The organism is Pseudomonas sp. UC 17F4 (genome assembly GCF_900101695.1).
GTDB lineage: Bacteria > Pseudomonadota > Gammaproteobacteria > Pseudomonadales > Pseudomonadaceae > Aquipseudomonas.
In genome coordinates, this window is the sequence record NZ_FNKV01000001.1 from 3759100 (window position 1) to 3784462 (window position 25363).

The 25363-nt window shown below is 65.2% G+C and carries 20 protein-coding genes; 12 read left to right on the forward strand and 8 right to left on the reverse strand.

What is annotated here, in order from left to right:
• Nucleotides 1–15 precede the first annotated feature (15 nt).
• The 6 genes from BLR26_RS17265 to BLR26_RS17290 all read right to left on the reverse strand — a co-directional run bounded on the left by BLR26_RS17265 (nt 16) and on the right by BLR26_RS17290 (nt 7609).
• Complete coding sequence (locus BLR26_RS17265; protein ID WP_093383100.1) at nt 16–1233, reverse strand: fumarylacetoacetate hydrolase family protein; 1218 nt, start codon at nt 1231–1233, stop codon at nt 16–18.
• Between the two features lie 20 nt (nt 1234–1253).
• The gene (locus BLR26_RS17270; protein WP_093383103.1) at nt 1254–2312 is read right to left on the reverse strand and encodes an Ldh family oxidoreductase; all 1059 of its coding nucleotides are present in this window, start codon (nt 2310–2312) and stop codon (nt 1254–1256) included.
• Nucleotides 2313–2328: 16 nt separating this feature from the next.
• On the reverse strand, nt 2329–3909 hold the full coding sequence (locus BLR26_RS17275; RefSeq protein ID WP_371128649.1) for an aldehyde dehydrogenase (NADP(+)): 1581 nt from the start codon (nt 3907–3909) through the stop codon (nt 2329–2331).
• A gap of 39 nt (nt 3910–3948) precedes the next feature.
• The gene (locus BLR26_RS17280) at nt 3949–5496 is read right to left on the reverse strand and encodes a UxaA family hydrolase (RefSeq protein WP_045198906.1); all 1548 of its coding nucleotides are present in this window, start codon (nt 5494–5496) and stop codon (nt 3949–3951) included.
• Between the two features lie 165 nt (nt 5497–5661).
• Nucleotides 5662–6627 (reverse strand): LysR family transcriptional regulator, encoded by a 966-nt coding sequence (locus BLR26_RS17285; RefSeq protein ID WP_093383109.1) that lies wholly within the window; start codon nt 6625–6627, stop codon nt 5662–5664.
• 34 nt (nt 6628–6661) lie between these two features.
• Nucleotides 6662–7609 (reverse strand): LysR substrate-binding domain-containing protein, encoded by a 948-nt coding sequence (locus BLR26_RS17290; RefSeq protein ID WP_093383114.1) that lies wholly within the window; start codon nt 7607–7609, stop codon nt 6662–6664.
• 101 nt (nt 7610–7710) lie between these two features.
• Here BLR26_RS17290 and BLR26_RS17295 point away from each other — a divergent pair, with 101 nt between their 5' ends.
• From BLR26_RS17295 to BLR26_RS27175, 3 genes are all read left to right on the forward strand, one after another.
• A complete protein-coding gene (locus BLR26_RS17295) occupies nt 7711–9024 on the forward strand; it encodes an L-fuconate dehydratase (protein WP_045198901.1) in 1314 nt (437 codons plus the stop codon).
• Between the two features lie 67 nt (nt 9025–9091).
• Nucleotides 9092–10393 carry an MFS transporter gene (locus BLR26_RS17300; protein WP_093383117.1) on the forward strand — a complete coding sequence of 434 codons (1302 nt, stop codon included), beginning with the start codon at nt 9092–9094 and terminating at the stop codon, nt 10391–10393.
• Nucleotides 10394–10579: 186 nt separating this feature from the next.
• Entirely contained in the window at nt 10580–10780 is a 201-nt protein-coding gene (locus BLR26_RS27175) for a hypothetical protein (RefSeq protein WP_143013286.1), read from the forward strand.
• Here the strand turns inward: BLR26_RS27175 and BLR26_RS17305 are convergent.
• Nucleotides 10764–11870, reverse strand: a complete 1107-nt coding sequence (locus tag BLR26_RS17305; protein WP_093383120.1) for an alkene reductase — start codon at nt 11868–11870, stop codon at nt 10764–10766. The two genes, BLR26_RS27175 and BLR26_RS17305, sit on opposite strands and share 17 nt — an antisense overlap.
• A gap of 19 nt (nt 11871–11889) precedes the next feature.
• Complete coding sequence (locus tag BLR26_RS17310; protein WP_045198895.1) at nt 11890–12300, reverse strand: VOC family protein; 411 nt, start codon at nt 12298–12300, stop codon at nt 11890–11892.
• Between the two features lie 390 nt (nt 12301–12690).
• On the opposite strand from BLR26_RS17310, the gene leuA reads away from it, so the two are divergent.
• From leuA to BLR26_RS17355, 9 genes are all read left to right on the forward strand, one after another.
• Complete coding sequence (gene leuA / locus BLR26_RS17315; RefSeq protein WP_045198894.1) at nt 12691–14388, forward strand: 2-isopropylmalate synthase; 1698 nt, start codon at nt 12691–12693, stop codon at nt 14386–14388.
• Nucleotides 14389–14398: 10 nt separating this feature from the next.
• A complete protein-coding gene (locus BLR26_RS17320) occupies nt 14399–15133 on the forward strand; it encodes an AraC family transcriptional regulator (protein WP_045198892.1) in 735 nt (244 codons plus the stop codon).
• Between the two features lie 143 nt (nt 15134–15276).
• On the forward strand, nt 15277–16770 hold the full coding sequence (locus BLR26_RS17325) for an efflux transporter outer membrane subunit (protein ID WP_093383123.1): 1494 nt from the start codon (nt 15277–15279) through the stop codon (nt 16768–16770).
• The gene (locus tag BLR26_RS17330; protein WP_093383126.1) at nt 16767–17921 is read left to right on the forward strand and encodes an HlyD family secretion protein; all 1155 of its coding nucleotides are present in this window, start codon (nt 16767–16769) and stop codon (nt 17919–17921) included. Before BLR26_RS17325 ends, BLR26_RS17330 begins: the two co-directional genes overlap by 4 nt.
• Nucleotides 17911–19425, forward strand: coding sequence for a DHA2 family efflux MFS transporter permease subunit (locus BLR26_RS17335; RefSeq protein ID WP_045198886.1), 1515 nt, complete (start codon nt 17911–17913; stop codon nt 19423–19425). The genes BLR26_RS17330 and BLR26_RS17335 overlap by 11 nt, the downstream gene beginning before the upstream one ends.
• Before the next feature lie 370 nt (nt 19426–19795).
• Complete coding sequence (locus tag BLR26_RS17340; RefSeq protein ID WP_045198884.1) at nt 19796–20572, forward strand: DUF3050 domain-containing protein; 777 nt, start codon at nt 19796–19798, stop codon at nt 20570–20572.
• Nucleotides 20569–20916, forward strand: a complete 348-nt coding sequence (locus BLR26_RS17345; protein WP_045198882.1) for a DUF4437 domain-containing protein — start codon at nt 20569–20571, stop codon at nt 20914–20916. Before BLR26_RS17340 ends, BLR26_RS17345 begins: the two co-directional genes overlap by 4 nt.
• Nucleotides 20917–20933: 17 nt before the next feature.
• Entirely contained in the window at nt 20934–21863 is a 930-nt protein-coding gene (locus BLR26_RS17350; RefSeq protein WP_045198880.1) for a diiron oxygenase, read from the forward strand.
• A 20-nt stretch (nt 21864–21883) separates the two neighbouring features.
• The gene (locus BLR26_RS17355) at nt 21884–25351 is read left to right on the forward strand and encodes an amino acid adenylation domain-containing protein (protein WP_093383129.1); all 3468 of its coding nucleotides are present in this window, start codon (nt 21884–21886) and stop codon (nt 25349–25351) included.
• Nucleotides 25352–25363 lie beyond the last annotated feature (12 nt).

A 25363-nucleotide genomic window follows, 5' to 3' on the forward strand; every position in this document is an offset into this window, starting at 1 on the left:
TGGAACGTCTTTCAATCAGCGCTGGCGGGCGCTCACAGCGGCATCAAGCAGGCCGCGCCGGGCAAGGCTGTCGATCAGCGCGCGCACGCCGAAATCCCACTGCGGCGCCAGGTCGCTGGTGGTCACCCGGTTGCACAGGCTGCCCAGCTGCCCGTTGCTGATGGTCACCACATCGCCGGGTTTGTGGGTAAAGCCGTTGCCCGGCTGGTCGCGGTCCTGTTTGGGCGCGAACAGGGTGCCGAGAAACAGCACCAGGCCGTCGGGGTACTGGTGGTTTTCGTTCAGGGTCTGCTGCACCAGGTCGAGCGGGTCGCGGCTGATCTGGCGCATCGAGCTGCGGCCCTGGAGCACAAAGCCGTCCAGGCCTTCGACCCGCAAGTCGACCTCGGCGCTGCGCACATCCTCAAGGCTGAAGGTCTCGTCGAACAGCCGCAGCAGCGGCCCCAGTGCGGTCGAGGCGTTATTGTCCTTGGCCTTGGACAGCAGCAAGGCGCTGCGCCCTTCGAAGTCGCGCAGGTTGACGTCGTTGCCGAGGGTGGCGCCCTGCACCGTGCCGTTGCTCGACACCGCCAGCACCACTTCCGGCTCGGGGTTGTTCCAGCTCGACTTAGGGTGAATGCCGATATCGGCTCCATGGCCGACCGCCGACAACGGCTGGGCCTTGGTGAAGACCTCGGCGTCCGGGCCGATGCCCACTTCCAGGTACTGCGACCACAGCCCCTGCTCTACCAGGACCTTGCGCAAGGCTTCAGCCTGCGCCGAGCCCGGAACGATCTGCGACAGGTCGGCGCCGATGCGGCTGGCTAGCGTCGCCCTGATCGCGTCGGCCTTGGCCGGGTCGCCCTTGGCCTGCTCCTCGACCACCCGCTCCAGCAGGCTGGCGGCGAAGGTCACGCCGGCGGCCTTGACCGCCTGCAGGTCGATCGGCGCCAGCAGCCAGGGCAAGGCCGGATCGCGATGATTCGGGTCGCTGTTGGCCAGCAGCGCCGGCAACTCGATCAGCGCCTCGCCCAACGGCAGCGAACGCAGGTAGGCCACCGGCTCAGCTACTTCGAGCAAGGCCGACACGGTCGCCACATGGGCGCTGATATCGTGCACGGCGCCGGCTTTGACCAGCACCACGGCCGGGCCCTGCTGCGCCAGCCAGACGCGGCCGATCCAGGTACCGGTGTTGAATAGCGCAGCGTCTTTGCTCAGGTGTAGCGGTGTTTGGGTGTTCACGTGCTCTGTCATGTCAGCGCTCTTGTTGTCGGTTAATGCGAAAGTGTCGGGCACTGCAGTTGCCCGGCGAGCTGGTTGAGGTTATCGATCAGCTGTGGCGACAGGCTCAAGCCTTCGCTCAAGGCCTGCTTGCGCCGTTTCAAGCCCGCTTGCCCAGGCAGGCGCACCGGCCGCTCGGGGTCGAGCGGGCGGCTGGCGAGCAGCAGCTGGCCGAGAAACGAGGTTTCAGCGGTGAAGGCGTCAAGCCCGCCAAAAAAGCGCGGATCGATCACCACGGCGGTTGCCGAGGCGCCCCACTGATCCGGCGCGTCCTTGCGCCCATAGCCCGCCAGCCCCGAGGTCAGTGCCTCGACCAGCAGCGCCAGGGCAAAGCCCTTGTGGCCGAAAGCCTGGCCGCCCAAGGGCAGGATGCTGCCGCTGGGGGTGGTGAAAAAATCTTCCGGGTTGTCGCTCAGACGCCCGTCGTTGCCCAGCAACACCGGGTGCGGCAGTCGCTGCCCGCTGTCGCGGCACTGGCCGACCAGGCCGAGGGTCACGGTCGACATGCTCACATCGAGCAGGATCGGCTCGCCACGGGTCGGAATGCCGGCGGCAATCGGGTTGGGCGTGTACACAGGTTCAATACCGCCGTGGGCGCAAACCAGCGCCACCGACGGGTCGCTGGAATACAGCATGGCCACCAGGCCACGCTCGGTGAACGGCTGCAGGTAGGCCGCCAGGCAACCGATGTGCGCCGCCCGGCGCACCACGGCAATGCCAATGCCTTGTGCCGTTGCGCCCTGGGCCGCGCAGTCGAGGGCGCGGCTGACGCAGTACGGGCCGAGCAGATAATGACCGTCGAACAGGCTGGAAATACCGCTGTGCGCAAGCTGTTCGAGCAGCCCTGCCCGGGCCTTGACCTGCCCTGCCTGGATGCTGCCAATATAGCGGCTGACCAGGTTCAGGCCATGGGTGCGATGGCCCAGCAGTTCGCCTTCAAGCAGTACCCGGGTGACCACCCGGGCGACTTCGGCATCGGCACCGGCGGCTTCAAACAATTGCTCGACGAAGGCTGTGAGGCTTTGCACATCAACGCGGCGGGCGTCGCTCATCGCTGTTGCTCCGTGATCAGTTCAGGGCCGCGTTGCTCGGCTTGCCATCGACCAGGCGCTGGATACCCAGCGGGTTGGCATCGCGCAGCGCTTCGGGGAGCAAGGCATCGGGCACGTTCTGGTAGCACACCGGGCGCAGAAAGCGATCGATCGCCAGGGTGCCGACCGAGGTGCCGCGGGCATCGGAGGTCGCTGGGTACGGGCCGCCATGGACCATCGCATCGCAGACCTCGACGCCGGTCGGGTAGCCATTGAGCAGCACCCGCCCGACCTTGACTTCGAGCACCTCGAACAGTTGGCCAAAGGCGGCCAGGTCGTCGCTGTCGGCCAGCAAGGTGGCGGTCAGCTGGCCATGCAGGGCGTTGACCGCGCGCAACAGCTGGGCCTGATCATTGACCTCGACCACCACCGTGCACGGGCCGAAGACTTCTTCCTGCAACAGCTCGTCCTGCTCCAGCAGCAGGCTGACATCGGCCTTGAACAGCTGCGGCTGCGCCTGCTTGCCGGATTGCGCCAGGCCGCTGAGTTTTTCTACCCCCGGGTGGGCCAGCAGCGCCTGGATACCCTTGCCGTAGCTTGCCAGGGTGCCGGCATTGAGCATGGTCTGCGGCGCCTGTTCGGCCATATGGCCGCGCAGCTGCTCGATAAAGGCACTGAAGGCCGGCGAGCGGATGCCCAGCACCAGGCCCGGGTTGGTGCAGAACTGGCCACAACCCTGCACCACCGAGGCGCTCATGTCCTTGGCCAGCTGCGCACTGCGACTGGCCAGGGCCTGGGGCAAAACCAGCACCGGGTTGATGCTCGACATCTCGGCGAATACCGGGATCGGCTGCGCCCGCGCGGCGGCCATGTCGCACAGGGCGCGGCCGCCCTTGAGCGAGCCGGTAAAGCCCACGGCCTGGATGCCCGGGTGCTTGACCAGCGCCTCGCCGACACCGCCACCAAAGATCATGTTGAACACACCCGCCGGCATGCCCGTGCGCTCGGCAGCGCGCAGCAGCGCCTCGGCAACCCGCTCGGCCGTGGCCATGTGGCCGCTGTGGGCCTTGAACACCACCGGGCAACCGGCAGCCAGGGCGGCGGCGGTATCACCGCCGGCGGTGGAGAACGCCAGGGGGAAGTTGCTGGCACCGAACACCGCCACCGGGCCGACACCAATACGGTACTGGCGCAGGTCCGGGCGCGGCAATGGCGTGCGCGCTGGCAAGGCGCGGTCGATGCGCGCGCCATAAAAATCGCCCCGGCGCAGCACCTGGGCAAACAGGCGCATCTGGCCGCTGGTACGTGCGCGCTCACCGACAATGCGCGCACTGGGCAGCGCGGTTTCCTGGCAGGTCACGGCGATAAAGTCCTCGCCCAGGCCGTCGAGCTCGTCGGCGATGGCCTCGAGAAACTGCGCCCGGCGCTCGGCCGAGAGTTTGCGATAGGCCGGGAACGCGGCGCTGGCCGCATCCACGGCATTGTCGACTTCGTCCAGGCTGGCCTGGTGAAAGGCGCCCGGCAGGCGCTCGCCGGTGTGGGCATCGACGCTGTAGACCAAGGTGTCGCCCAGGGCACTGCGCTGGCCGCCAATGAAGTTGTATCCGCTAAAGCTCATGTGCATGTCGCCTCGTCAAGAAGGTTGCAGGGCTGTCAATCAGGTCACGGCACCGATCTGCCAGGGCACGAATTCGTTCTGCCCGTAGCCGTGCTGTTCACTCTTGCTGCGCTCACCGGAGGCGATGCGCAGCATCTGCTCGAAGATGTAGGCGCCGCGTTCTTCGATGCTGGTGCTGCCGTCGGCGATGCCGCCGCAGTTCACATCCATGTCTTCAAGCTGGTGCTCGAACACCCGGTTGTTGGTGGCCAGCTTGATCGACGGCGCCGGCGCGCAGCCGTAGGCCGAACCGCGGCCGGTGGTAAAGGCAATCAGGTTGGCGCCGCCGGCGACCTGGCCGGTGGCCGAAACCGGGTCGTAGCCCGGGGTGTCCATGAACACCAGGCCTTTGGCGCGCACCGCTTCGGCGTACTGGTAGACGTCCACCAGGTTGCTGGAGCCGGCCTTGGCCACTGCACCGAGGGATTTCTCCAGGATGGTGGTCAGGCCGCCGGCCTTGTTGCCGGCCGAGGGGTTATTGTTCAGCGCGGCGTTCATGCGCTGGCAGTAGTCTTCCCACCAATGGATGCGGGCGATGAGTTTCTCACCCACTTCACGGCTGACCGCGCGGCGCGTGAGCAAGTGCTCGGCGCCGTAGATCTCCGGGGTTTCCGAGAGGATTGCGGTGCCGCCAGCTGCCACCAGACGGTCAACGGCATTGCCCAGGGCCGGGTTGGCGGTGATCCCCGAGTAGCCGTCGGAGCCGCCGCATTGCAGGCCGACTACCAGATGGCGGGCGCTGACCGGCTCACGCTTGACCCGGTTGGCCTCGGCCAGCAGCGCCTTGACCTGCGCGATGCCGGCAGCGATGGTCTTCGAGGTACCGCCAATGCCCTGGATGGTAAAGGCGCGCAGCTGATCACCGGTTTGCAGCTGCTGGGTTTGCAGCAGGCTTTCGATCTGGTTGGTCTCGCAGCCCAGGCCGATGATCAGCACGGCGGCAAAGTTGGGGTGGATAGCGTAGCCGCCCAGGGTCCGGCGCAGCAGGCCCAGGGCTTCGCCGCTGGGGTCTACCGCGCAACCGGCGCCGTGGGTCAAAGCGACCACGCCGTCGATGTTCGGGTAGGCGGCCAGCGCCTCGGGGTGGATGTCGCGGCGAAAGTGGTCGGCCACGGCGCGGGCGACGGTGGCCGAGCAGTTCACCGAAGTCAGAATGCCAATGTAGTTGCGGGTCGCGACCCGACCGTCGGCACGCACGATGCCCTGGAACTGCGCCTCGCTGGCAGGCGTTGGCCTGGCATCGACGCCGAAGGCATAGTCGCGGGCAAAATCGCCCATCTCGACGTTGTGCACGTGCACATGCTCGCCGGCCTCGATCACTTGCGAGGCAAAACCGATGATCTGCCCGTAGCGGCGCAGCGGCTGGCCTTGCTCCACGCGCTCGGTGGCGACTTTATGCCCGGACGGGACCGCCTGGCGCACGGTGATGGCTTCGGCGTCCAGGTGCTGGCCTTCAACCAGGGCCTGGCGGGCAATCAGTACATTGTCCAGGGGGTTCAAGCGGATAACGGCAGGGTCGCCGCTGCGGGTGCTGGCAATCAGTTGCATGGGACCTCTCAGGGCGGATGCGGCCGGCTTCTTGTTATGGCGCCGCCCGTGCTGTGCCGGGCGAATCTGCGATAACTCTAAGGAGCCGGGCGCAACATTCCCAATGAGATGATCCGATCAAGCGATAACCCAGGGTTATCGCAAGCTGTCAGTCAGCCGCTTTTATCAATCGCCAGCACTGCCCTGCTCTGCCCGTCGCTGGCGGGCGAACTCCAGCAACAGCTCAACAAACGCCTGCGCCGAGGCGCTCAAGGGTTCGTCCTTGCGGGTGATCACCCCGTACTCCAGCGGCGCCAGTTGCAACGGCGACTGCAGCTCGCAGAACTGGCCGCTGCTCAACTGCGCAGCGACCATCGAGCGCGGCAACATGGCGATCATCGGCCCGGACTCGAGCAAATGCAGGAACATCGGCATCGAAATGGTATCGACGCTGTCAGCCGGGGTGGCGATGCCGACCGACCTGAAGGCTTGTTCCAGACGCTCGCGCAACGGTGTGCCGACCGGGTACAGCACCCACGGCCAGTCGCCCAGGGCCGCCAGTGGCGTCTCGCCTTGCTGAATAAGCGGGTGGTGCTTGTTGACCACCAGGCTGAAGGGTTCCGGCTCCAGGGCCTGGAAGTCGAACAGCTGGCTGAAGCGCTCCTCGGTGAAGCGGCCGATCATCAGGTCGAGCTTGTTCTGCTCAAGCATGGCCAGCAGATGGTCGCTGGATTGCTCGACCACTTCGATCGACAGCAGCGGGCTGCGCGCCTTGATCGCGGCAATCGCCTGGGGCAGCACCAGGGGCGTTGCGGCAAAAATCCCGCCGACGCGAATAAAGCCATGGCCGCCCTTGCGCAGGCGGTTGACCTGGTCGACGAACTGCTGCGACTCGGCCAGCGCCCCTTGCGCATAACGCACCACGTACTCGCCAAGTTCGGTGGGCGGCATGCTGCGCGGCAGGCGCTCGAACAGGGCAAAGCCGAACTGCTCTTCAAGGTCGCGCAGCATCTTGCTCAAGGCCGGCTGGCTGAGGTTCATGCGCGTGGCGGTGGCGTGCATGTTGCGCGTGCGCGCCAGGGTGTCGATCAGCACCAGGTGCTTGAAGCGGATCCAGTTGCAGAAACTGGCGTGGGTAATGTCTGAAGCCATCAACGAACTGCCTCTTGCCGATGAATACGCGGGGCTACTGCGCCCGCAGGTAGTGCAACAGGGTTTCCAGGGCCACCGAGCGCGGCCGCGAACGCAAGGTCAGCAGCCCCAGGTTGACCATCGAGATCGGCAGTTCCACCGGCAGGATGGCAACCATGGCGTAACGGGCATAATGCTCGGCGACGTCGTTGGGCACCACTGCAATCATGTCCGAGGCCTCAAGCATCGCCGTGGTGGCGAGGATCGAGGCGGTCTCGACGATGTCCAGCGACTGCACCATGCCGGCTGCCTGCAGAGCGTTCTCGACCCGCCGGCGCATGGGGCTGCCGATCGGGTGGAGGATCCAGGTCAGCTCGGCCAGGTCGGCCAGCGCAAGGCGTGCGGCGCTGGCCAGCGGATGCCCGGCACGGGCGACCACGCGCATCTGCTCGTCGCTGTCGAACAGTTCGATGTTCAGCTCGTGACTGTCGCTCTGATCCGGCAGGCGCCCGACCACCAGGTCGAAATCGCCGCGCAGCAGCGACGGCAGCAAGGTGTCGCTGGTACCGACCTCCAGCGAAATACGCACCTTGGGGTGCTCGCGCTTGTAGGCCAGCACCGCCTGGGTCAGCAGCCCCGGCACCGGGCCCATGACACTACCGACCCGCACCAGACCGGAGGCGCCGCGGGCCAGTTCAGCGATCTGCGCCTGGGCGTGCTCGAATTCGTGCAGGGCGCCCTGGGCGTAGCGGATCATCACCTCGCCATACAGGGTCGGCTGCATGCCCCGGGGCAAACGCTCGAACAGGCGCACGCCGAGGCGCTCTTCCAGTTGCTGCAGCAACAGGCTGGCCGCGGGTTGCGTGGTGTGCATCGCCGCCGCGGCGCGGCGCAAATTGCCGAACTCGCCCAGGGCGTTGAGCAAGGTGATCTGCCGGCTGGAGATCTTCAGCGCCCCCAGGCTGGCAGGGGTCGGTAGCGCGACGTCGGGTTTAGGAGGCATATCAAATCCGGTATCCCTACTTAGGAATTGGCGATTATGCCTGTATCGCTCGACAACCTACAGTCAGGCCTCCCTGTGCCACCCCAGAACAAGAGCCCGCCATGAGCATACGCATTACCCACTTGAGTGTTCGCGACATCCGCTTCCCTACTTCGCTGTCGCTGGACGGCTCCGACGCGATGAACAGCGCCCCGGACTATTCGGCTTCCTATGTCGTGCTGCACACCGATGCCGACAGCCTCGAAGGTCATGGCCTGACCTTCACTATCGGGCGCGGCAACGAGATCTGCGCCGCCGCCGTGCAATCGCTGGCGCCGCTGATTGTCGGCCTGACCCTTGAAGACATCACCGCCGACATGGGCGGCTTCTGGCACCGCTTTACCGCAGGCGACAGCCAGCTGCGCTGGCTCGGCCCGGAAAAAGGCGTGATCCACCTGGCCACCGCCGCCATCGTCAATGCGGTCTGGGACCTGTGGGCCAAGCACGAAGGCAAGCCGGTGTGGAAACTGCTCGCCGACATGAGCCCCGAACAGCTGGTGGGCTGCCTGGACTTCAGCTACGTCACCGACGTGCTCACCCCCGAAGAAGCCATCGCCCTGCTGCGCCGTCAGGTGCCAGGCAAGGCCGAGCGCGAGGCGCAGATGCTGCGCGAAGGCTACCCCGGCTACACCACCGCGCCCGGCTGGCTCGGCTACAGCGAAGAGAAAATGCGCCAGCTGACCCGCGAGGCTATCGCTGACGGCTGGACCCACATCAAGCAGAAAATCGGCGCCAACCTTGAAGACGACATGCGCCGCGCCAGCATCCTGCGCGACGAAATGGGCTGGGAGCGCACGCTGATGATGGACGCCAACCAGGTCTGGAGTGTCGATGAGTCGGTGGCCAACATGCGCCGCCTGGCAGTTTTCGAGCCGCTGTGGATCGAAGAGCCAACCAGCCCCGACGATATTCTCGGCCACGCCGCAATCCGCCAGCGCATTGCGCCGATCGGCGTCGCCACCGGCGAACACTGCCATAACCGGGTGATGTTCAAGCAGATGTTCCAGGCCGGCGCGCTGGATTTCTGCCAGCTCGATGCCGCACGCCTGGGTGGCCTCAACGAGGTGCTGATCGTGCTGCTGATGGCGGCCAAGTACGATGTGCCGGTGTGCCCCCATGGCGGCGGCGTCGGCCTGTGCGAATATGTGCAGAACATCGCCCTGTTCGACTACATCGCCGTCTCGGCCTCGTTGCACAACCGCGTGCTGGAGTACGTCGACCACCTGCACGAACACTTCATCGACCCGGTGGTGATCCGCCGCGGTCGCTACATGCCGCCGCAACGCCCTGGCTACAGCATCGAAATGCACGCGCAAACCCTGGAGCGCTACCAGTATCCCGATGGCGCCGTGTGGCTGGACATCAACCGTGACTGACTGACCTGAGCCTGCGCGCCGCAACACGTGCGGCGCGCAGTACGCACATTTGAACGGGGAAAAAACAATGACAATCCTCACTAACGCGACAGCGGCCGCCGCGCCTGCCGTCGCCGACGACCAGCGCCTGAACCGCCTGCTGCTGCGCAAGCTGATGCCGCTGCTGATCGTGGTCTATGTGATGAGCTTTCTGGACCGCACCAACATTGCGCTGGCCAAGGCCAGCATGGGCATCGACCTGGGCCTTTCAGCCGCAGCCTATGGCCTGGGTGCCGGGCTGTTCTTCCTGACCTACGCGCTGGCCGAAGTGCCGAGCAACCTGATCATGCACCGGGTCGGCGCGCGTTTCTGGATCACCCGCATCATGATCACCTGGGGCCTGCTGTCGGCGGGCATGGCCTTCGTCCAGGGCGAAACCTCGTTCTACATCATGCGCCTGCTGCTGGGCGTGGCCGAGGCCGGGTTGTTCCCCGGGGTGATGCTCTACCTGACCTACTGGTTCGACCGCGAGCAACGGGCGCGGGCTACCGGCTATTTTCTGCTCGGGGTGTGCCTGGCGAATATTCTCAGCGGTCCGCTGGGCGGCGCCTTGCTCGAACTCGATGGCCTGCTGGGCTGGCACGGCTGGCAGTGGCTGTTCGTCATCGAAGGCCTGCCGGCGGTAGCTCTGGCCTATGTGGTGTGGAAGAAACTGCCGGACGGCCCGGCCTCCGCGCCCTGGCTGTCGGCGGCCGATGCCCGCGACATCGAGCAGCGCCTGAACGCCGAAAAAGCCTCGGCGCCGCAACAGAGCCGGCTCAGCCAGATGTTCGCCGACAAACAGATCTGGCTGGCGATCGCGGTGTACTTCGTGCACCAGATCACCATCTATACAGTGATCTTCTTCCTGCCGGGCATCATTGGCACCTACGCCGCCCTGACCCCGTTGCAGATCGGCCTGCTGACCTCGGTGCCGTGGATTGCCGCCGCCATCGGCGCCGCCACCCTGCCGCGCCTGGCCACTTCGCCGGGGCGCTGCCGCACCCTGCTGTTCTTCGGTTTGCTGACCATGGCCGCCGGCTTGCTGCTGGCGTCGTTGTCGAACTCGTTCATCGGCCTGATCGGTTTCTCGCTGACCGCGCTGATGCTGTTCGTGGTGCAGTCGATCATCTTCGTCTTCCCCTCCAGCCGCCTCAGCGGCAATGCCCTGGCGGCGGGCCTGGCCTTCGTCACCACCTGCGGGTTGCTCGGCGGTTTTGTCGGGCCATCGGTGATGGGCCTGATCGAACAGACCACCGGCAATACCCGCAACGGCCTGTGGCTGATCGCCGCGCTGCTGGTGCTGGCGGCGCTGATCAGCACGCGCTTGCGCCAGGGTCAGGAGCCCTAGCACAGCCCGAGGTGACTCCGTCCATCGCAAACCGGCCAGGCCTGTCCATTTTTTGACAAGGCTTGGCCTGCGGATTGCAGAGGCTGGCAATCACCGTCGGGCAGTGACGTAATACTGACGCGACGGCCAGCCCCCCAACGCTTATGGACGCCAGCAATCGCCTTGCTCGGTCACCGGAGAAGTCACGTGTCTACCCTCACTGAAATTGCAGCCAACCACGCCAGAATGATCAACGCCGTGGCCGCCGGCACGAGCGAACCGAGCGAGCGCCCGGCGCTGCTGGTGGTGGGCTTGCAGGCCCCCGCCGGCCTTGACGGGGTAGTCCCGGTACCGCTGGAGCTGATGCTTGCAGCCCAGGAACCCAGCCACTTCACTTGCCTGTCATAAAGGCTGGATAGTCGCTGTAGCCCAGCTCATCTCCGCCAAACAAGCGGCTGCCATCGAATTGCGCCATCGGCCAGCCGTTTGCCAGCCGCGCCGGCAAGTCCGGGTTGGCGACAAAGGGCCGGCCGAAGGCAATCAGGTCGACCAGCCCGGCCTCGAGCAAGGCCTGCGCACGATCCTCGTCGTAGCGCCCGGCAACGATGATGGCGCCGGCAAACACCTGGCGCAGCTCATGGCGGAACGGCTCGGGGATCTGCGGGGCATCGTCCCAGTCGGCTTCGGCCAGGTGCAGGTAGGCAATGCCTTGGGCGCCCAGGGCCTTGGCGGCCTGGAGGATGGTCGGGATGACGTCCGTGCAGTCCATGCCGCGGGCGGTGATGTAGGGCGCCAGGCGCACACCGGTGCGCTGCGCACCGATTTCGTCGGCCACCGCCGCGGCCACTTCCAGCAGAAAGCGGATACGGTTTTCGCGGCTGCCGCCGTAGGCGTCATTGCGCAGGTTGGAGGTGGTGCGCAAGAACTGGTCGATCAGGTAACCGTTGCCCGCGTGAATCTCGACGCCATCAAAACCCGCCTCGCGGGCATGCCGGGCGGCAAGCCGATAATCCTCGATCACCGCTTGAATGTCTGCCTGGCTCAGGGCCCGTGGCGCGCTGACCTCGACCATGCGCCCGACGCCATCATCGCCCACCACCCACACCTGGGCATCGGCACGCAGCGCTGACGGCGCAACCGGCTGGCCATCGGCATGGAAGCTCGCATGGGACATGCGCCCGACATGCCACAGCTGCAGGAAAATCCGCCCGCCTTGGCCATGCACGGCGTCGGTCACCTGACGCCAGCCGGCTACTTGCCCGGCACTGTAGATGCCGGGGGTAAAGCTGTAACCCTTGCCCTGCGGGCTGATCTGCGTGGCTTCACTGATGATCAGGCCGGCACTGGCGCGCTGGGCGTAATAGGCCGCCATCATGGCGTTGGGCACATCACCGGGCTGGCTGCTGCGCGAGCGGGTCATCGGCGCCATGACGATACGGTTGGGCAACTGCAGTGGGCCCAGTTCAAAGGGTGTGAACAACGAAGCTGAAGTAGACATGCGTGTGGCTCTCCTGAAGTCAGACAGGTGCGTGGTCGCACTGCTGGTAGTCGTGGGTAATGCCGAGGTCGTCGCGATCGAGCGGGCAGTCCAGTTCCAGGACCAGGCCGCCGGGCAGGCTGACAAACAGTTGGCAGATGCGTTGCTCCGGTACCAGCGCGACCTGGTAGGCCAGGCCACTGGCGCGGACGCGTTCGAGCACTGCCGACGCCGGCTGCCGGGTACGCAGGGCCAGATGGCTGAGCTCGGTGTGCGGCCCCTGGATCAGGTGCACCAGGGCCTGGTCGCCCTGGTACAGCCATTGCCCGGGAAATGGAAACGCCGGCCTCGGCCCGGGCTCGACGCCCAGCAGGGTTTGCAGCGCAGCCTGAAGCTCGCCGTCGGCGGCGGTGGTGAAGGCCAGGTGATCGAACTGCAGGTCAAGGGTCATGCTGAGCACCTCTGTGTGGGGTGTCAGCATGATGTTTGATTGAAAGTCGCTGATAAACAGGGCTGGACTGCAATGACTTGTTAGCAATTTTTATAGATCAGTCGAAACCCGCCACTAGGTGCCGGCTGAGGCCAGGTGCAATTTGCGGCTGAGCGTCGCAGGCAGGCGCTCAAATGGTGAGGATATGCTCATAAAAATCCTTCAGCGCAATAAATCACCAATAACTGCAACTTTCAGGCGATCAGCAAAGGCTTCTTCACCCGTCACTGGCAAAATTAGCAATTATTTCTAGATGTAACAGCGCTAGAATTGGATCCCATCTGCGATTGGCATCGGTTGCTTGCGGGCAACCGGCGCTGCGCAAAACCGTAGGCACAGGAGAACGCCGCCATGATGTTGAAGGATCCTTCTACCAAGTACCGTCACTTCACCACCGTCGACCTGCCGGACCGCCAGTGGCCGAACCGGGTCCAGCAGGTCGCCCCGACCTGGTGCAGTGTGGACATGCGCGACGGTAACCAGGCGCTGATCGAACCGATGAACGCCGAGCGCAAGCGGCGCTTCTTCGACCTGCTGGTCAAGGTCGGCTTCAAGCAGATCGAGGTGGGTTTCCCGGCGGCGTCGCAAACCGACTTCGATTACGTGCGCGAGCTGGTCGAGAGCGGCGCGATTCCTGACGACGTTACCATCCAGGTGATGACCCAGGCCCGCAGCCACCTGATCGAGCGCACCTTCGAAGCCCTCAAGGGCGTGCCCCGGGCGATTGTCCACGTCTACAACGCCACCGCACCGGTGTTTCGCGAGGTGGTGTTCGGGGTCGACCGCGCCGGCTGCATCGAGATCGCCACCCAGGCCACCCGCGAGATCAAGGCCCACATGCAGGCCAACCCGCACACCCAGTGGACCTACCAGTACTCGCCCGAGACCTTCTGCTTTACCGAGCTGGATTTCGCCCTGGAGATCTGCGAGGCGGTGACCGAGGTGTTCCAGCCCTCGCCAAGCAACAAGATGATCCTCAACCTGCCGACCACCGTCGAGGTCTCGACCGCCAACGTCTTCGCCGACCAGATCGAGTGGTTCTGCCGCCACTTGAGCTGCCGCGACAGCGTGGTCATCAGCGTGCACCCGCACAATGATCGCGGTACCGGCGTGTCGACCGCCGAGCAGGCCTGCCTGGCGGGCGCCGAGCGGGTCGAGGGCACCTTGTTCGGCAACGGTGAGCGCACCGGCAACGTCGATATCCTGACCCTGGCGATGAACCTCTACACCAGCGGTATCAGCCCGCAGCTGGACTTCTCGGACATCATCCACGTGCAGCGCGAAGTCGAGTTCTGCAACCAGTTGCCGACCCACCCGCGCCACCCGTATGCCGGCGAACTGGTGTTCACGGCGTTTTCCGGCTCGCACCAGGACGCCATCAAGAAAGGCTTCGCCCACCGGCGCAACAACCCCGAGGGCTACTGGCAGATCCCTTACCTGCCGATCGATCCGGCCGACATGGGCCGCAGCTACGAGGCAGTGATCCGGGTCAACAGCCAGTCCGGCAAAGGCGGCGTCGCCTATCTGCTCGAGCAACACGGCATTGTCCTGCCGCGGCGCCTGCAGATGGAGTTCAGTGGCCTGGTGCAACAAGTGGCCGACGAGGCCGGCCAGGAGATCACCAGCGACATGATCCTGTCGTGCTTCACCGACAACTACCTTGAGCAAGGCAAGCCCTACACCCTGCAGCAACCTCGGCTTGCCAGCGAAGACAGCTGCACCTACCTCGATGCCCAGTTGGACATCGCCGGCGCGCGCCTGGCGCTCAGCGGCGAAGGCAACGGGCCGTTGGCGGCGCTGGTCAATGCCTTCGCCCAGCAGGGCCTGAACTTCGATATCGCCGACTATCACGAGCACGCCATTCGTGACGGTGCCCAGGCCGAAGCCATCGCCTATGTCGAAATCCGCGTCAACAGCCAGCTGCTATTCGGCGTCGGCAAAGACAACAGCATCCTCCAGGCATCGCTCAAGGCCGTGGTCGGTGCCGTGTCGCGGGCCACCCGCCAGGGCTTGCTCAAACCCCTGCACGCCGCCAGCGTTTCTGCCTGAGGAGAAAGGCATGGAACCATTAGCGATGGACTATGAACATGGCGAGGTCGTGGGCAGCCACTGCCATGCCGAGGACCAGTTGATCTACGCCACCAGCGGGGTCATGCGCGTGTGCAGCGACGAAGGCAACTGGGTGATCCCCTGCGGGCACGCCCTCTGGGTGCCGGCAGGGGTCAGCCACGAGGTGCGCATGAGCGGCGAAGTGAGCATGCGCACCTTGTTGCTCAGCGCCCACGTCGACCGCTGTCAGGTGATCGTGGTCTCGGGGCTGCTGCGCGAGCTGATCCTGGCCTCATCACGCATGCAGGAGCAGCGCGACGAGTCGTTGGGCGAGCATGTGCGCGCGCTGATTCACCGCGAGCTGGAGGCGGCTGAACGCATCGAGGCGCATGTGCCGGTGCCGCAGCATCCACGCCTGCGGGCCTGGTGCGAGCGCTTTCTCGAAGACCCCGCGCAAGACCTCACCCTGGAGCAATGCGGCGCGCAGTTGAACATGAGTGCGCGCACCGTGGCGCGATTGTTCCAGCGCGAGGTGGGGATGTCCTACGGTGAATGGCGCACCCGCACGCGCATGATTCTCAGCCAGCAGCGCCTGGCCGGTGGCATGCCGATCCTGCACGTGGCGCTCGAACACGGCTACCAGAGTGCCAGCGCCTTTGCCGCGATGTTCAAGCGCATCCTCGGCTACACCCCACGCGACTGGCAGGTCAGCGCCCTGGAAGGCAGCGCCACGCGCAGCCACTGAGACCCGCAGCGAGGATGGCGGCCACGCCCTCCTCGCTGCCGGGCCAGGTTGTCCCGGTCACGGCCATGGTTGTCCCGCTCGCGGCAGAAGCGCTGCCCTCCCCTCGTTAATCTGGCATCACGACCCTAGATGTGACTTTCGTGATGCGTGCACTTCGATCCCCGCCGTTCCCCGCCCGGCTTCTCGCCGCCACCAGCCTCCTGACTGTGCTCTGCGCTTGCAGCAGCCAATCCGTAACGACCCCGGCGCCATTGGCACTGCAAGCCGATCCACTGGCCAGCCTGCCCGCCGGCGTCAGCCAGCAGGCCTTGCCCGAGCGCTGGTGGGAGCTGTACCAGGACCCGCAGCTCAACACCTGGGTCCAGCAAGCCCTGGCGCATAACCAGGACCTGGCCCAGGCCGAGGCCAACGTGCAGGCCATGCTCGCCGGTATCGGCGAGTACGACGCCAGACGCTGGCCCTCGACCAGCGTCGAGTTCGGTGCCAGCTACGGCAAAAGTGCCGACGACCAGACCCTGGCCCAGGCCACCGACAGCCATGCGCCGTCGCAATGGGAATTCAACCCGGGCATCGAGCTGGCCTATCAGGTCGATGTCTGGGGCCAGGTGCGGGCTGCCATCGAGCGCGCCCGGGCCCAGGCCGACGCCTCCCGCGAGGCCATGGAGCTGGTGCGTTTGCAGGTGGTGACCCAGACCAGCCGCGCTTACATCGACCAGTGCGTTTACGGCGCGCGCCTGCAGGAAACCGAACAATCCCTGCAGACCCTGGAGCGCAGCGTGCAGCTCAGTGACCGCCAGCGCCAGGCCGGGATCGCCACCGAACTCGATGCGGTGCGCCTGCGCGGGCTGCGCGAGCAGGTCCGCGCGCAACTGCCGATGCTGGAAGCGCGGCGGCAAATGGCGCTGTTCGAACTCAGCGTGCTCAGTGGCCAGCCGCCTGCGGCAATCAGCGCCGGTGCCGCCAGCTGCCGAAGCATCCCGACCCTGAAAGCAGCGTTGCCTGGCGGCGATGGCTGGCAACTGCTGGCCCGCCGCCCGGATGTGCGCAAGGCCGAGCGCGACCTGCGCGCCGCCGACCTTGAAGTCGACATCGTCAAGGCCGACCTGTACCCGAAGGTCAGCTTCGGCGCCTCTTTGACGTCCTCGGACCATCACCTGTCCAACCTCGGTGACAGCCAGGCGGTGATGTTCGCCGTCGGCCCGCTGATCAGCTGGGAGTTCCCCAACATCAAGGCCAACCGCGCCCGGGTCAGCAAGGCCCGGGCCCTGCAGCAAGCGCAGATCGCCCACTACCGCGGCGTGGCCCTGGGCGCGCTCAAGGATGTGCGCCAGGCCCTGGCCGGCTACGACGGCGAACGCCAGCGGGCGCAAGCCCTGGATGCGGCCCTGGCGCACAGCCAGCGCGGCTTTGCCCTGGCCCAGGACAACTACCGCGCCGGCACCGTCGATGCCCTCGAGGTGCTCGACAGCGAGCGCGACCTGATCAGCGTCCGCGCTCGCCACGTCGAGGCCCAGGGACGCCTGGCGCGGGCACAAATCAATCTGTTCCGGGCCCTGGGCGGCAGCTGGCAAACGCCACCGGCCGCGGCCGCGACCCTGGTGCAGAGCGCACCTACCGACACTGGAATCCAACCATGAATATTGCCGTTGAAAAACCACCGCTGGCTGCCGATCAGCAGCAGCGCAAAGCCCCTTTGCCCACCCTCACCCGGCGGCGCCTGGCGCTGTACGCCACAGGCGGCCTGAGCGTGGTGGCGGTGCTGGTGTTCGGCGGCTACTGGTTTAGCACCGGGCGCTTTCTGGAGACCACCGATGACGCCTACGTGCGCGCCGACTGGGTGGCCTTGAGCCCGCGCGTGGCCGGCTATGTCGCCCAGGTTGAAGTCGATGACGACCAGGCGGTAAAAGCTGGCGACGTGCTGGTACGCCTGCAAAACCGCGACTATCAGGCCCGCCGCGACCAGGCCGAAGCCGGGGTGGCCGAGGCCCAGGCTGCGCTGACCGCCGCCCAGGCCAGCCAGCAGGTGGCAGTGGAGCGCATCAACCAGCAGCAGCAAGCCATCCTCCAGGCCGAATCGGCCGTGCACAGCGCCGAGGCCGAGCGGCGCCGCAGCGAACTGGACATGCAGCGCTACCAGGGCCTGGTGCGCGACAACGCCGCCACCGTGCAGCGCCTGGAATCGGCCAACGCCAATGCCATTCAGGCCCGCGCCGCCTTGCAGAGCGCCCAGGCCCGCCAGCGCGAGCAGCAGTCGCAACTGGCAATGGCCAAGGCCCAGGCGCTGCTGGCCGAGGCGCAGATCAAACAACGTTCGGCAGCCCTGGCCAGCGCCAAGGCCCGCCACGCCCTGGCCGACCAGGACAGCCAGGACACAGTGATCCGCGCGCCCATCGACGGCGTGGTCGGCCAGCGCCGGGTGCGCGCCGGGCAATACGTGGTGCCCGGCCAGCCGCTGCTGGCGGTGGTGCCGCTGCACCAGACCTACGTAGTCGCCAACTACAAGGAAACCCAGCTGGCCCACATGCGCCCGGGGCAGCCGGTAGAGATCAGCATCGACAGTTTCTCAAGCCAGCACCTGCGCGGCCGGGTGGCCAGCTTCTCGCCGGCTTCGGGCAACGTCTTTGCCCTGCTGCCCTCGGACAACGCCACCGGCAACTTCACCAAGATCGTCCAGCGTTTTCCCGTGCGCATCCTGCTCGACCAGGCCGAGGGAGGCGTGCAGGTGCTGCCGGGCATGTCGGTGGTGACCACCGTCGACACCCGCGGGGAGCCTGCCGATGAGCAGTGAACAGCCGGTCTCGTTGCGGGCCTGGGTGGCGGTGATCGGCGGCTTGTTCGGCTGTTTCATGGCCGGCATGAACGTCCACGTCACCAGCGCTGCGCTGCCGGAAATCCGCGGTTCGCTGGGCGCCAGTTTCGAGGAAGGCTCGTGGATCTCCACCGCCTACCTGGTGGCGGAGATCGTCATGATTCCGCTCACGGCCTGGCTGGTCGAAGTGTTCTCCATGCGCCGGGTGATGTGGACCGGCTCGTTCATCTTCCTGCTGGCCTCGATCGCCTGCTCCTGGGCACCCAACCTTGAGGCGATGATCATCATCCGGGTAATCCAGGGCGCCGCCGGCGCGGTGCTGATCCCGCTGTCGTTCCAGCTGATCATCACCGAACTGCCGGCCAGCAAGATGGCCATGGGCATGGCCCTGTTCAGCCTCGCCAACAGTGTCGCCCAGGCCGCGGGGCCGTCGATAGGCGGCTGGTTGACCGATGCCTATTCCTGGCGCTGGATTTTCTACCTGCAGCTGTTCCCCGGGGTGGCGCTATTGATTGCCATCGCCTGGTCGATCGAGGCCAAGCCGATGAAGCTTGAGTTACTGCGCCGCGGCGACTGGCTGGGGATCTTCGCCATGGTCGTGGGCCTGGGCGGCCTGCAGATCGTGCTCGAGGAAGGTGGGCGCCTGGACTGGTTCGGCTCGGGCTACATCCTCGGCATGTCGGTGGCCGCCGGCATCGCCCTGGTGGTGTTTGTGGTCACCCAGCTGTACGGCAGCCGCGCCTTCATCAACCTGCGCCTGCTCGGGCGCTACAACTTTGGCGTGGCCAGCGTCGCCATGTTCATCTTTGGCGGCGCCACCTTCGGCCTGGTGTTCCTGGTGCCCAACTACCTCTCGCAGTTGCAGGGTTTCAGCGCCCGCGATGTCGGCGTCAGCCTGATCGCCTATGGCCTGGTGCAATTGCTGCTGGCGCCGCTGATGCCGCGGTTGATGGCCTGGACCAGCGCCAAGTTCATGGTTGCCAGCGGCTTTCTGATCATGGCCCTGGGCTGCTGGCTGGGCGCCAGCCTCAACGTCGACAGCGCCGACAACGTCATCATCCCCTCCACCGTGGTTCGCGGCATCGGCCAGCCGTTCATCATGGTGGCGCTGTCGGTGCTGGCGGTGGCGGGCCTGGACAAGCGCGAAGCGGGCTCGGCATCGGCGGTGTTTTCCATGCTGCGCAACCTCGGTGGCGCCATCGGTACCGCCGGGCTGACGCAGATCGTTGCCACCCGTGAGCGCTACCACAGCGAGCGTATTCACGAACATGTCACGGTGTTTTCGCCAGGTTTGCAGGAGCGCCTCAACCAGGCGGTGCACACCTGGCTGCCGCAACAGCAGCAGATACTGGAGGGTCTGGCTGCAACCATACGCCGCGAGGCGTACCTGATGGCCTACAGCGATGCGTTTTATGTCGCCTGCCTGGCCCTGATTGGCTGCGCAGTAGCAGCGCTAGTGCTGCGCACCCAGCGGGCGGCCTGAAGTTTACATGTAATTAATAGTTATAACGGTATTAGCGAACAGGGAGTTCAGTGGCATGGCATGCGCTAAATCTAATTAAATAGCGATAAAAAACGCTATTAACAGCCTCTTGCCGCTTGGCAACTTCAGTAATGAAGTTGCCTTTTTCGCGTGCCTGCAAGTTATTAATCCACCCCTAAATTTTATGTTTGCGAAGTCTTGATTTGTAACTTCTTATGTCTTAGCTTTCCGTTGCCTGGCGCCATAACGGTTCCGGCCACTGCATGACGCAAACGCGCCAACGGGCCAGTTTCTGGCCACCTGTGCGGCTGCCCTAAAAACGATAACGCTGTTTTATATCCCGACAAAAAACCTGATAACCGAGGAAAACATGCACAATCAAAAAGCCGTTCTTGAACACAACAAAACCGAACTTGGCAACCACCCGATCTTCGCTGAAATCGGTTCTTTGCAGGTATTGCGCACGTTCATGGAGACCCATGTTTTTGCGGTCTGGGACTTCATGTCGCTGACCAAGCGCCTGCAGCAGGAACTGACCTGCACCCGCCTGCCGTGGCTACCACCGCTGGACCCCGCCGCCGCCCACCTGATCAACGAAATCGTCCTCGGTGAAGAGTCCGACCAGAACCTGCAAGGCGGCCACTACAGCCACTTCGAACTGTACCTGCACGCCATGCGCGAGATTGGCGCGAGCACCGACCGTATCGAGCATTTTGTCCGTCTGCTGCGCGGCGGCGTCGAGCTTGACGAAGCCCTGCAGCACTGCCATGCCTCGCCGGCAGCGGTGCGGTTTGTCAGCAACACCCTCGACACCGCCATCAACGCCAAGCCTCATGAAGTCGCCGCAGCCTTTCTGCACGGGCGTGAAAGCGTGATCCCACGGATGTTCCAGACCATTCTCGATGACTGGGACATCGGTACCGACCAGGCCCCGACCTTCCGCTACTACCTGCAGCGCCATATCGACGTCGACTCCGACGACCATGGCCCAGCCGCCGAAAAACTGCTCGATCGCCTGGTCCAGGGCGACCCGCAGCGCCAGCAGGAAGTCTACGCCGCCGCCATTGCCGCAGTCGAAAGCCGCCGCGTGCTGTGGGACGAACTGCGCGCCGAAATGGCCGTGCAGATCGCCGAGTGTGTCGCATGAAGTTCGAAGTCATCGAGCACGACCAGGCCACCTGGCAAGCGGTCAGCAGCGAGCGCGGCATCACCCTCACGGTGTTCAAGGACACCCTCGATGCCAACACCCGTACCGGTATCCGCACACGCCTGGTGCGCTTTAACCCCGGCGGCGGCACGCGTGAAATCTATACCCATGATTACCACGAAGAAGTGTATTTGATCGAAGGTGATCAAACCGAACAGGCCGCGCCGGGGCGTGCACAAAAGACCTACGGGCAAGGCAGTTACTTCTTTCGCGCGGCGCACACGGAACATGGTCCGTTTCATTCGGAGCAGGGCTGCCTGTTATTTGAAGTTCATTACTATTGAACGGTGGGCAAGGTTAAATGAACGCACATGAGTATCAGTCTTTCGCCGACTCCTGGGAGCGGCGAGCGACCATTCGCACGCGTCCGCGGCGCACTGTGGAAGATGACGGCAAGTTGATTTACCCGACCAGCCGTCAACCCCTGGTGACCAGCGCCGTCTTTATGGAACAGTGCCCGCACTTGACAGACTTTGCCCTGGTGCAAAGTCTCTACAAGTTCATTAATGACGTGGTGATCTTCGAAACCGAGATTGTCGACAAAACCGCACGCAGCATTGCCAAGGACAGCTTTGCGATCCGCTTTCCGTTTGCCTGCCGCTACGACGCCATGACCGTGGTGGTGGATGAGGACTACCACGCCCTGGTGGCCATGGACTACCTGCAGCAGACCATCGAGCTGACCGGTATCGAGCCCATCGCCCTGCCGCGGGAAATCGAGCTCAGCCGCTCGATCCCCAAAGCCATGGAGATGGCCCCCGAACACCTGAAAGCGGCGGTCGAGCTGATTTGCGTGGCGGTTGCCGAGAACACCCTGACCAATGATGTCGCCGCCTTCGCCCGCGACGACACGGTCAAGGAATCGGTCAAGGGCCTGATGGCTGACCACCTGGCCGACGAAGGCCGGCATTCGAGCTTCTGGGCGCGGCTGACGCGCATTTACTGGAGTGCGGCGCCGGCTGAAGACCGGCAGATCCTCGCTTCGATCATGCCGGTGTTCCTCAGCCACTACCTGACCAACGACATCCAGAAAGCCTTCGACCTGGCGCTGATTGCCCACCTGGACACCAGTGAGCAGGTCAAGGCAGCGCTGCGCCTGGAAGTTGAAGCCATGGACTTCCCGATCACCCCGGGGCATCCCCTGGTGGGCAACATCATGCGGTTTTTCCGCGCCAGCGCAATGCTCGAAGATCCGGCCGTGCAGTCTTCCCTGGCCGCCTACCTGATCTGACATCAAAGGAATCAATGCCGATGAGACGTCTTGAAATTCTGCTGTGCGGGAGCAGCCGCGGGCTGGCCTGCCTGGCGGACGAGTTGCGGCGAATGGGCCATGGTGCCCATTTGCTCGACACGCCGGCCAGTTACGATCACTGGCAACTCCACGCCTCGGACCTGGTCATCGACGACGCGACCCTGGCGCCGTGGCCGGAAACGGGCAACACCTGGCAAGTCTCGTTGCAGGTCAGCGGCAGCGACCTCAGCGACCCGCTGCAAGACCTGCAACTGCACCTGCTGGGCCGCCAGGGCAGCCAGCCCTGGCAATGCCTGGAACGCCAGGATGTACCTGCAGAGGCCTCGGGCAACGGCGCCGACCTGGTGAACAGGGCCGTGCAGGAACTGGTCGAGGCGGCAGCGGCGCATGTCAGCGGCTACTCGCGCCATGACGACTACTTCAGCCAGTACCGCTTCCAGGCCCTGGGCCAGGTGCCCAGCGCCGGGCTGGGCGTGCTCGACACCCTGGCCTTCGCCCACCGTTGCAACCGCACGGCAGCACCGGCCATTAGCGAGGCGGCCAGCGTGCCGTTCATCCAGCGCCTGGCCGCCAGCCTGCGCCAGCACCATGACGCCCCGGCCTTGCTGGTCGAAGGCCGCAGCGTCAGCTATGGCGAGCTGCATGCCCTGAGCGTGGCGATCCAGGAGCGCCTGGTGCCGCTGCTGGGTGAAGACCGGCAGCAGCCGGTGGTGGCCATCGCCCTGGGCAAGGGCGTGGCCCTCTACGCCTCGATCCTCGCCGTGCTTGGCTGCGGTGCCCTGTACCTGCCGCTGGACCCCAGCCACCCCGCCGAACGCCGGGCGCTGATCGTCGAACATGCCAGGGCGCGGATCGTCATCCACGACGATAACCTGGCCATCCCCGCCGGTTGCATCGGCCTGGATGTCAGCCACCTGAGCGCCGTGCACCAAGGCGCCGATGGCCACCAGGGCATTGCCCTGGCCCAGCATCAGTCGCTGCTGCGCGGCACCTGGGAAGGTGCGCGGCCGTGCGTGGCGATCTACACCTCGGGCACCACCGGAACGCCCAAAGGCGTGCAGTTGACCGTTGCCAACCTCAGCCACTTCTGTGCCTGGTACGCCGAGCATGTCGAGGTCGGGCCCAAGACCCGCGCCTTGCAGTTCTCGACCATCAACTTCGATGCTTCGCTGCTGGACATCTTCCCGACCCTGCTCGAAGGCGGTTGCCTGGTGGTGCCCAACGAGGACCAGCGCCGCGACCCGCTGGCCCTGGCGCAACTGGTGGTCCAGGCCGAAGTCAGCCATGCCTTTTTGCCACCGGCGCTGCTGAGCATCCTGCCGCTGCACAGCCTGCGCGGCATGACCCACCTGATCACCGGCGGCGATGTGTGCGAGCCGCACGTGATCGACGCCCTGGCCGAGCACTGCCACCTGCACAACATCTACGGCCCCACCGAAACCACGGTGCTGGCCACCAGCCGGGTGATGCGCGCCGGCGACTCGAACCGCCTGCTCGGCCTGCCGATCGCCAATACCCGCCTGTACCTGCTCGACGAACAAGGCCTGCCGGTGTCCGAAGGCCAGAGCGGCGAGATCTACATCGCCGGGCCCGGCGTCGGTGCCGGCTACCTGCACAACCCCGCCGCCAGCGCCGAGCGCTACCTGAACGGCAGCGGCGGCCTGCACGGCGAGCGCCTGTACCGCACCGGCGACCTGGCGCGCTGGGGCCGCGCCGGCGTGGAAATTATCGGCCGCCTGGACAATCAGGTGAAGATCCGCGGCTTTCGGGTCGAGCCCGAAGAGATCGAGCACGTGCTGCGCAGCAGCAACCTGTTCGGCCAGCAGGCCGTGGTGATCGATGAGCAGCGGCGCATCCTGGCGTTCTTCGCCGAACCGCGCAACGGTGATGCGCACAGCGCCACCGAAGCCTTGAAGGCCCATGCCCAGCAGCACCTGCCGGACTACATGCGCCCTGCCCGCTGGCGCCTGCTCGAGACCCTGCCCGCGACCACCAACGGCAAGATCGATCGCAAGGCCCTGCGCCTGATGCCCGACGACAGCCGTCAGCGCCAGGTGCGCGCCCAGCCGCTGAGCGCGGCCACGCAAAGCCTGCTGGCGATTTGGGCCAAGCTGCTGGAAATCGACGCCGACGACATCGGCCTGGACGAGAGCTTCTTCAACCTCGGCGGCCATTCGATCCTGCTCTCGCGCATGCTCATGGACATTCGCGAGACCTTCGCCAAGGGCGTGTCGATCAACCGCTTCATCGAGCAGCCAACCCTGACCAACCTGGCGCGCCTGCTCGAGCAGGACGACACCGCCGATGCCGTGGTCAGCGCCCGGGCCCTGGCCGACGCCAACCTCAGTGTCGACCTTGAGGTGCTGCCGTTCAGCCGCCAGGGTGACGTGCACAAGGTCATCGTCACCGGCGCCAATGGCTTTCTTGGTGTGCACCTGGTCGAGGCACTGCTCGAACTGGGCTCCAGCGAAGTCGCCTGCCTGGTTCGCGCATCCCCCGGGCAATCGGCGCAGCAGCGCTTTGCCCAGGCCCTGGTCGACAACCGCCTCGAACACCTGGACATGAGCCGTGTGCGGGTGCTGGCCGCCGACATCAGCCAGCCGCTGCTGGGCCTGAGCGCCGAAGAGTACGAACACCTGGACCGCGACTACGGCGCGCTGATCTACAACGCGGCCAACGTCAACCACGTGCTCGACTACGAGTCGCTGATCAAGGACAACGTGGCGCCGCTGCTTGAATGCCTGAAACTGTGCGAGGGGCGCAGCAAGAAGATCTTCAACTTCATCTCCACCCTGTCGGCCTCCAGCAGCATCGATGCCCAGGGCCGGGTGCTGGAAACCCCGCCCGCGGCGACGCCGCCGATCTACATCCGCAATGGCTACAACCTGTCCAAGTGGGTCGGTGAGCGGATTCTCTGGAACGCCTGCGAGCGTGGCGTGCGGGTCAATATCTATCGCCCCGGGAACATTGCCTTCAATACCCGCACCGGCGTCTGCCAACCGCACCAGAACCGCCTGATGCTGATGCTCAAGGGCTCGCTGCAACTGAAGGAAGTGCCGCAACTGTCGCTGAACTTCGACCTGATGCCGGTGGATTTCCTCGCGCGCTTCATCGGTTTTCATGCCAGCCGCCACACCATCAACCGCGCGGTGTTCAACCTGCACAACCCGACGCCGCTGAGCTGGGACAACTACGTCGAGGCGTTCCGCCACATGGGCCACGACTTCCAGCTGGTGCCGGTCAGCCGCTGGCAGCAGCGGCTGTCGACCATCGGCAGCGACAACGCCCTGTTCGGCGTAGTCGGTTTCTACCTCAACGGTTTTGAGGAAGACATCGGCGACATCTCGATGATCGAGCACGGCAATGCCCGTCACGGCATCGACAACATGGGCGAGGAGTACCCCGCCAAAAGCCCGACCCTGCTGCGCCGGGGTTGTGAATTCCTCAAAGAAATCGACTTCATCTAACCCCTCAAAGGA

Excerpts from the sequence above, each read along its gene's own strand:
- BLR26_RS17290 (WP_093383114.1), bottom strand. The coding sequence starts at position 7,609 with ATGCCTCCTAAACCCGACGTCGCGCTACCGACCCCTGCCAGCCTGGGG.
- BLR26_RS17280 (WP_045198906.1), bottom strand. The coding sequence starts at position 5,496 with ATGCAACTGATTGCCAGCACCCGCAGCGGCGACCCTGCCGTTATCCGC.
- BLR26_RS17340 (WP_045198884.1), top strand. The coding sequence starts at position 19,796 with ATGCACAATCAAAAAGCCGTTCTTGAACACAACAAAACCGAACTTGGC.
- BLR26_RS17300 (WP_093383117.1), top strand. The coding sequence starts at position 9,092 with ATGACAATCCTCACTAACGCGACAGCGGCCGCCGCGCCTGCCGTCGCC.
- BLR26_RS17285 (WP_093383109.1), bottom strand. The coding sequence starts at position 6,627 with ATGGCTTCAGACATTACCCACGCCAGTTTCTGCAACTGGATCCGCTTC.
- BLR26_RS17305 (WP_093383120.1), bottom strand. The coding sequence starts at position 11,870 with ATGTCTACTTCAGCTTCGTTGTTCACACCCTTTGAACTGGGCCCACTG.
- BLR26_RS17320 (WP_045198892.1), top strand. The coding sequence starts at position 14,399 with ATGGAACCATTAGCGATGGACTATGAACATGGCGAGGTCGTGGGCAGC.
- BLR26_RS17345 (WP_045198882.1), top strand. The coding sequence starts at position 20,569 with ATGAAGTTCGAAGTCATCGAGCACGACCAGGCCACCTGGCAAGCGGTC.
- BLR26_RS17295 (WP_045198901.1), top strand. The coding sequence starts at position 7,711 with ATGAGCATACGCATTACCCACTTGAGTGTTCGCGACATCCGCTTCCCT.
- BLR26_RS17310 (WP_045198895.1), bottom strand. The coding sequence starts at position 12,300 with ATGACCCTTGACCTGCAGTTCGATCACCTGGCCTTCACCACCGCCGCC.
- BLR26_RS17325 (WP_093383123.1), top strand. The coding sequence starts at position 15,277 with ATGCGTGCACTTCGATCCCCGCCGTTCCCCGCCCGGCTTCTCGCCGCC.
- BLR26_RS17355 (WP_093383129.1), top strand. The coding sequence starts at position 21,884 with ATGAGACGTCTTGAAATTCTGCTGTGCGGGAGCAGCCGCGGGCTGGCC.
- BLR26_RS17275 (WP_371128649.1), bottom strand. The coding sequence starts at position 3,909 with ATGAGCTTTAGCGGATACAACTTCATTGGCGGCCAGCGCAGTGCCCTG.
- leuA (WP_045198894.1), top strand. The coding sequence starts at position 12,691 with ATGATGTTGAAGGATCCTTCTACCAAGTACCGTCACTTCACCACCGTC.
- BLR26_RS17350 (WP_045198880.1), top strand. The coding sequence starts at position 20,934 with ATGAACGCACATGAGTATCAGTCTTTCGCCGACTCCTGGGAGCGGCGA.
- BLR26_RS17265 (WP_093383100.1), bottom strand. The coding sequence starts at position 1,233 with ATGACAGAGCACGTGAACACCCAAACACCGCTACACCTGAGCAAAGAC.
- BLR26_RS17270 (WP_093383103.1), bottom strand. The coding sequence starts at position 2,312 with ATGAGCGACGCCCGCCGCGTTGATGTGCAAAGCCTCACAGCCTTCGTC.
- BLR26_RS17330 (WP_093383126.1), top strand. The coding sequence starts at position 16,767 with ATGAATATTGCCGTTGAAAAACCACCGCTGGCTGCCGATCAGCAGCAG.
- BLR26_RS17335 (WP_045198886.1), top strand. The coding sequence starts at position 17,911 with ATGAGCAGTGAACAGCCGGTCTCGTTGCGGGCCTGGGTGGCGGTGATC.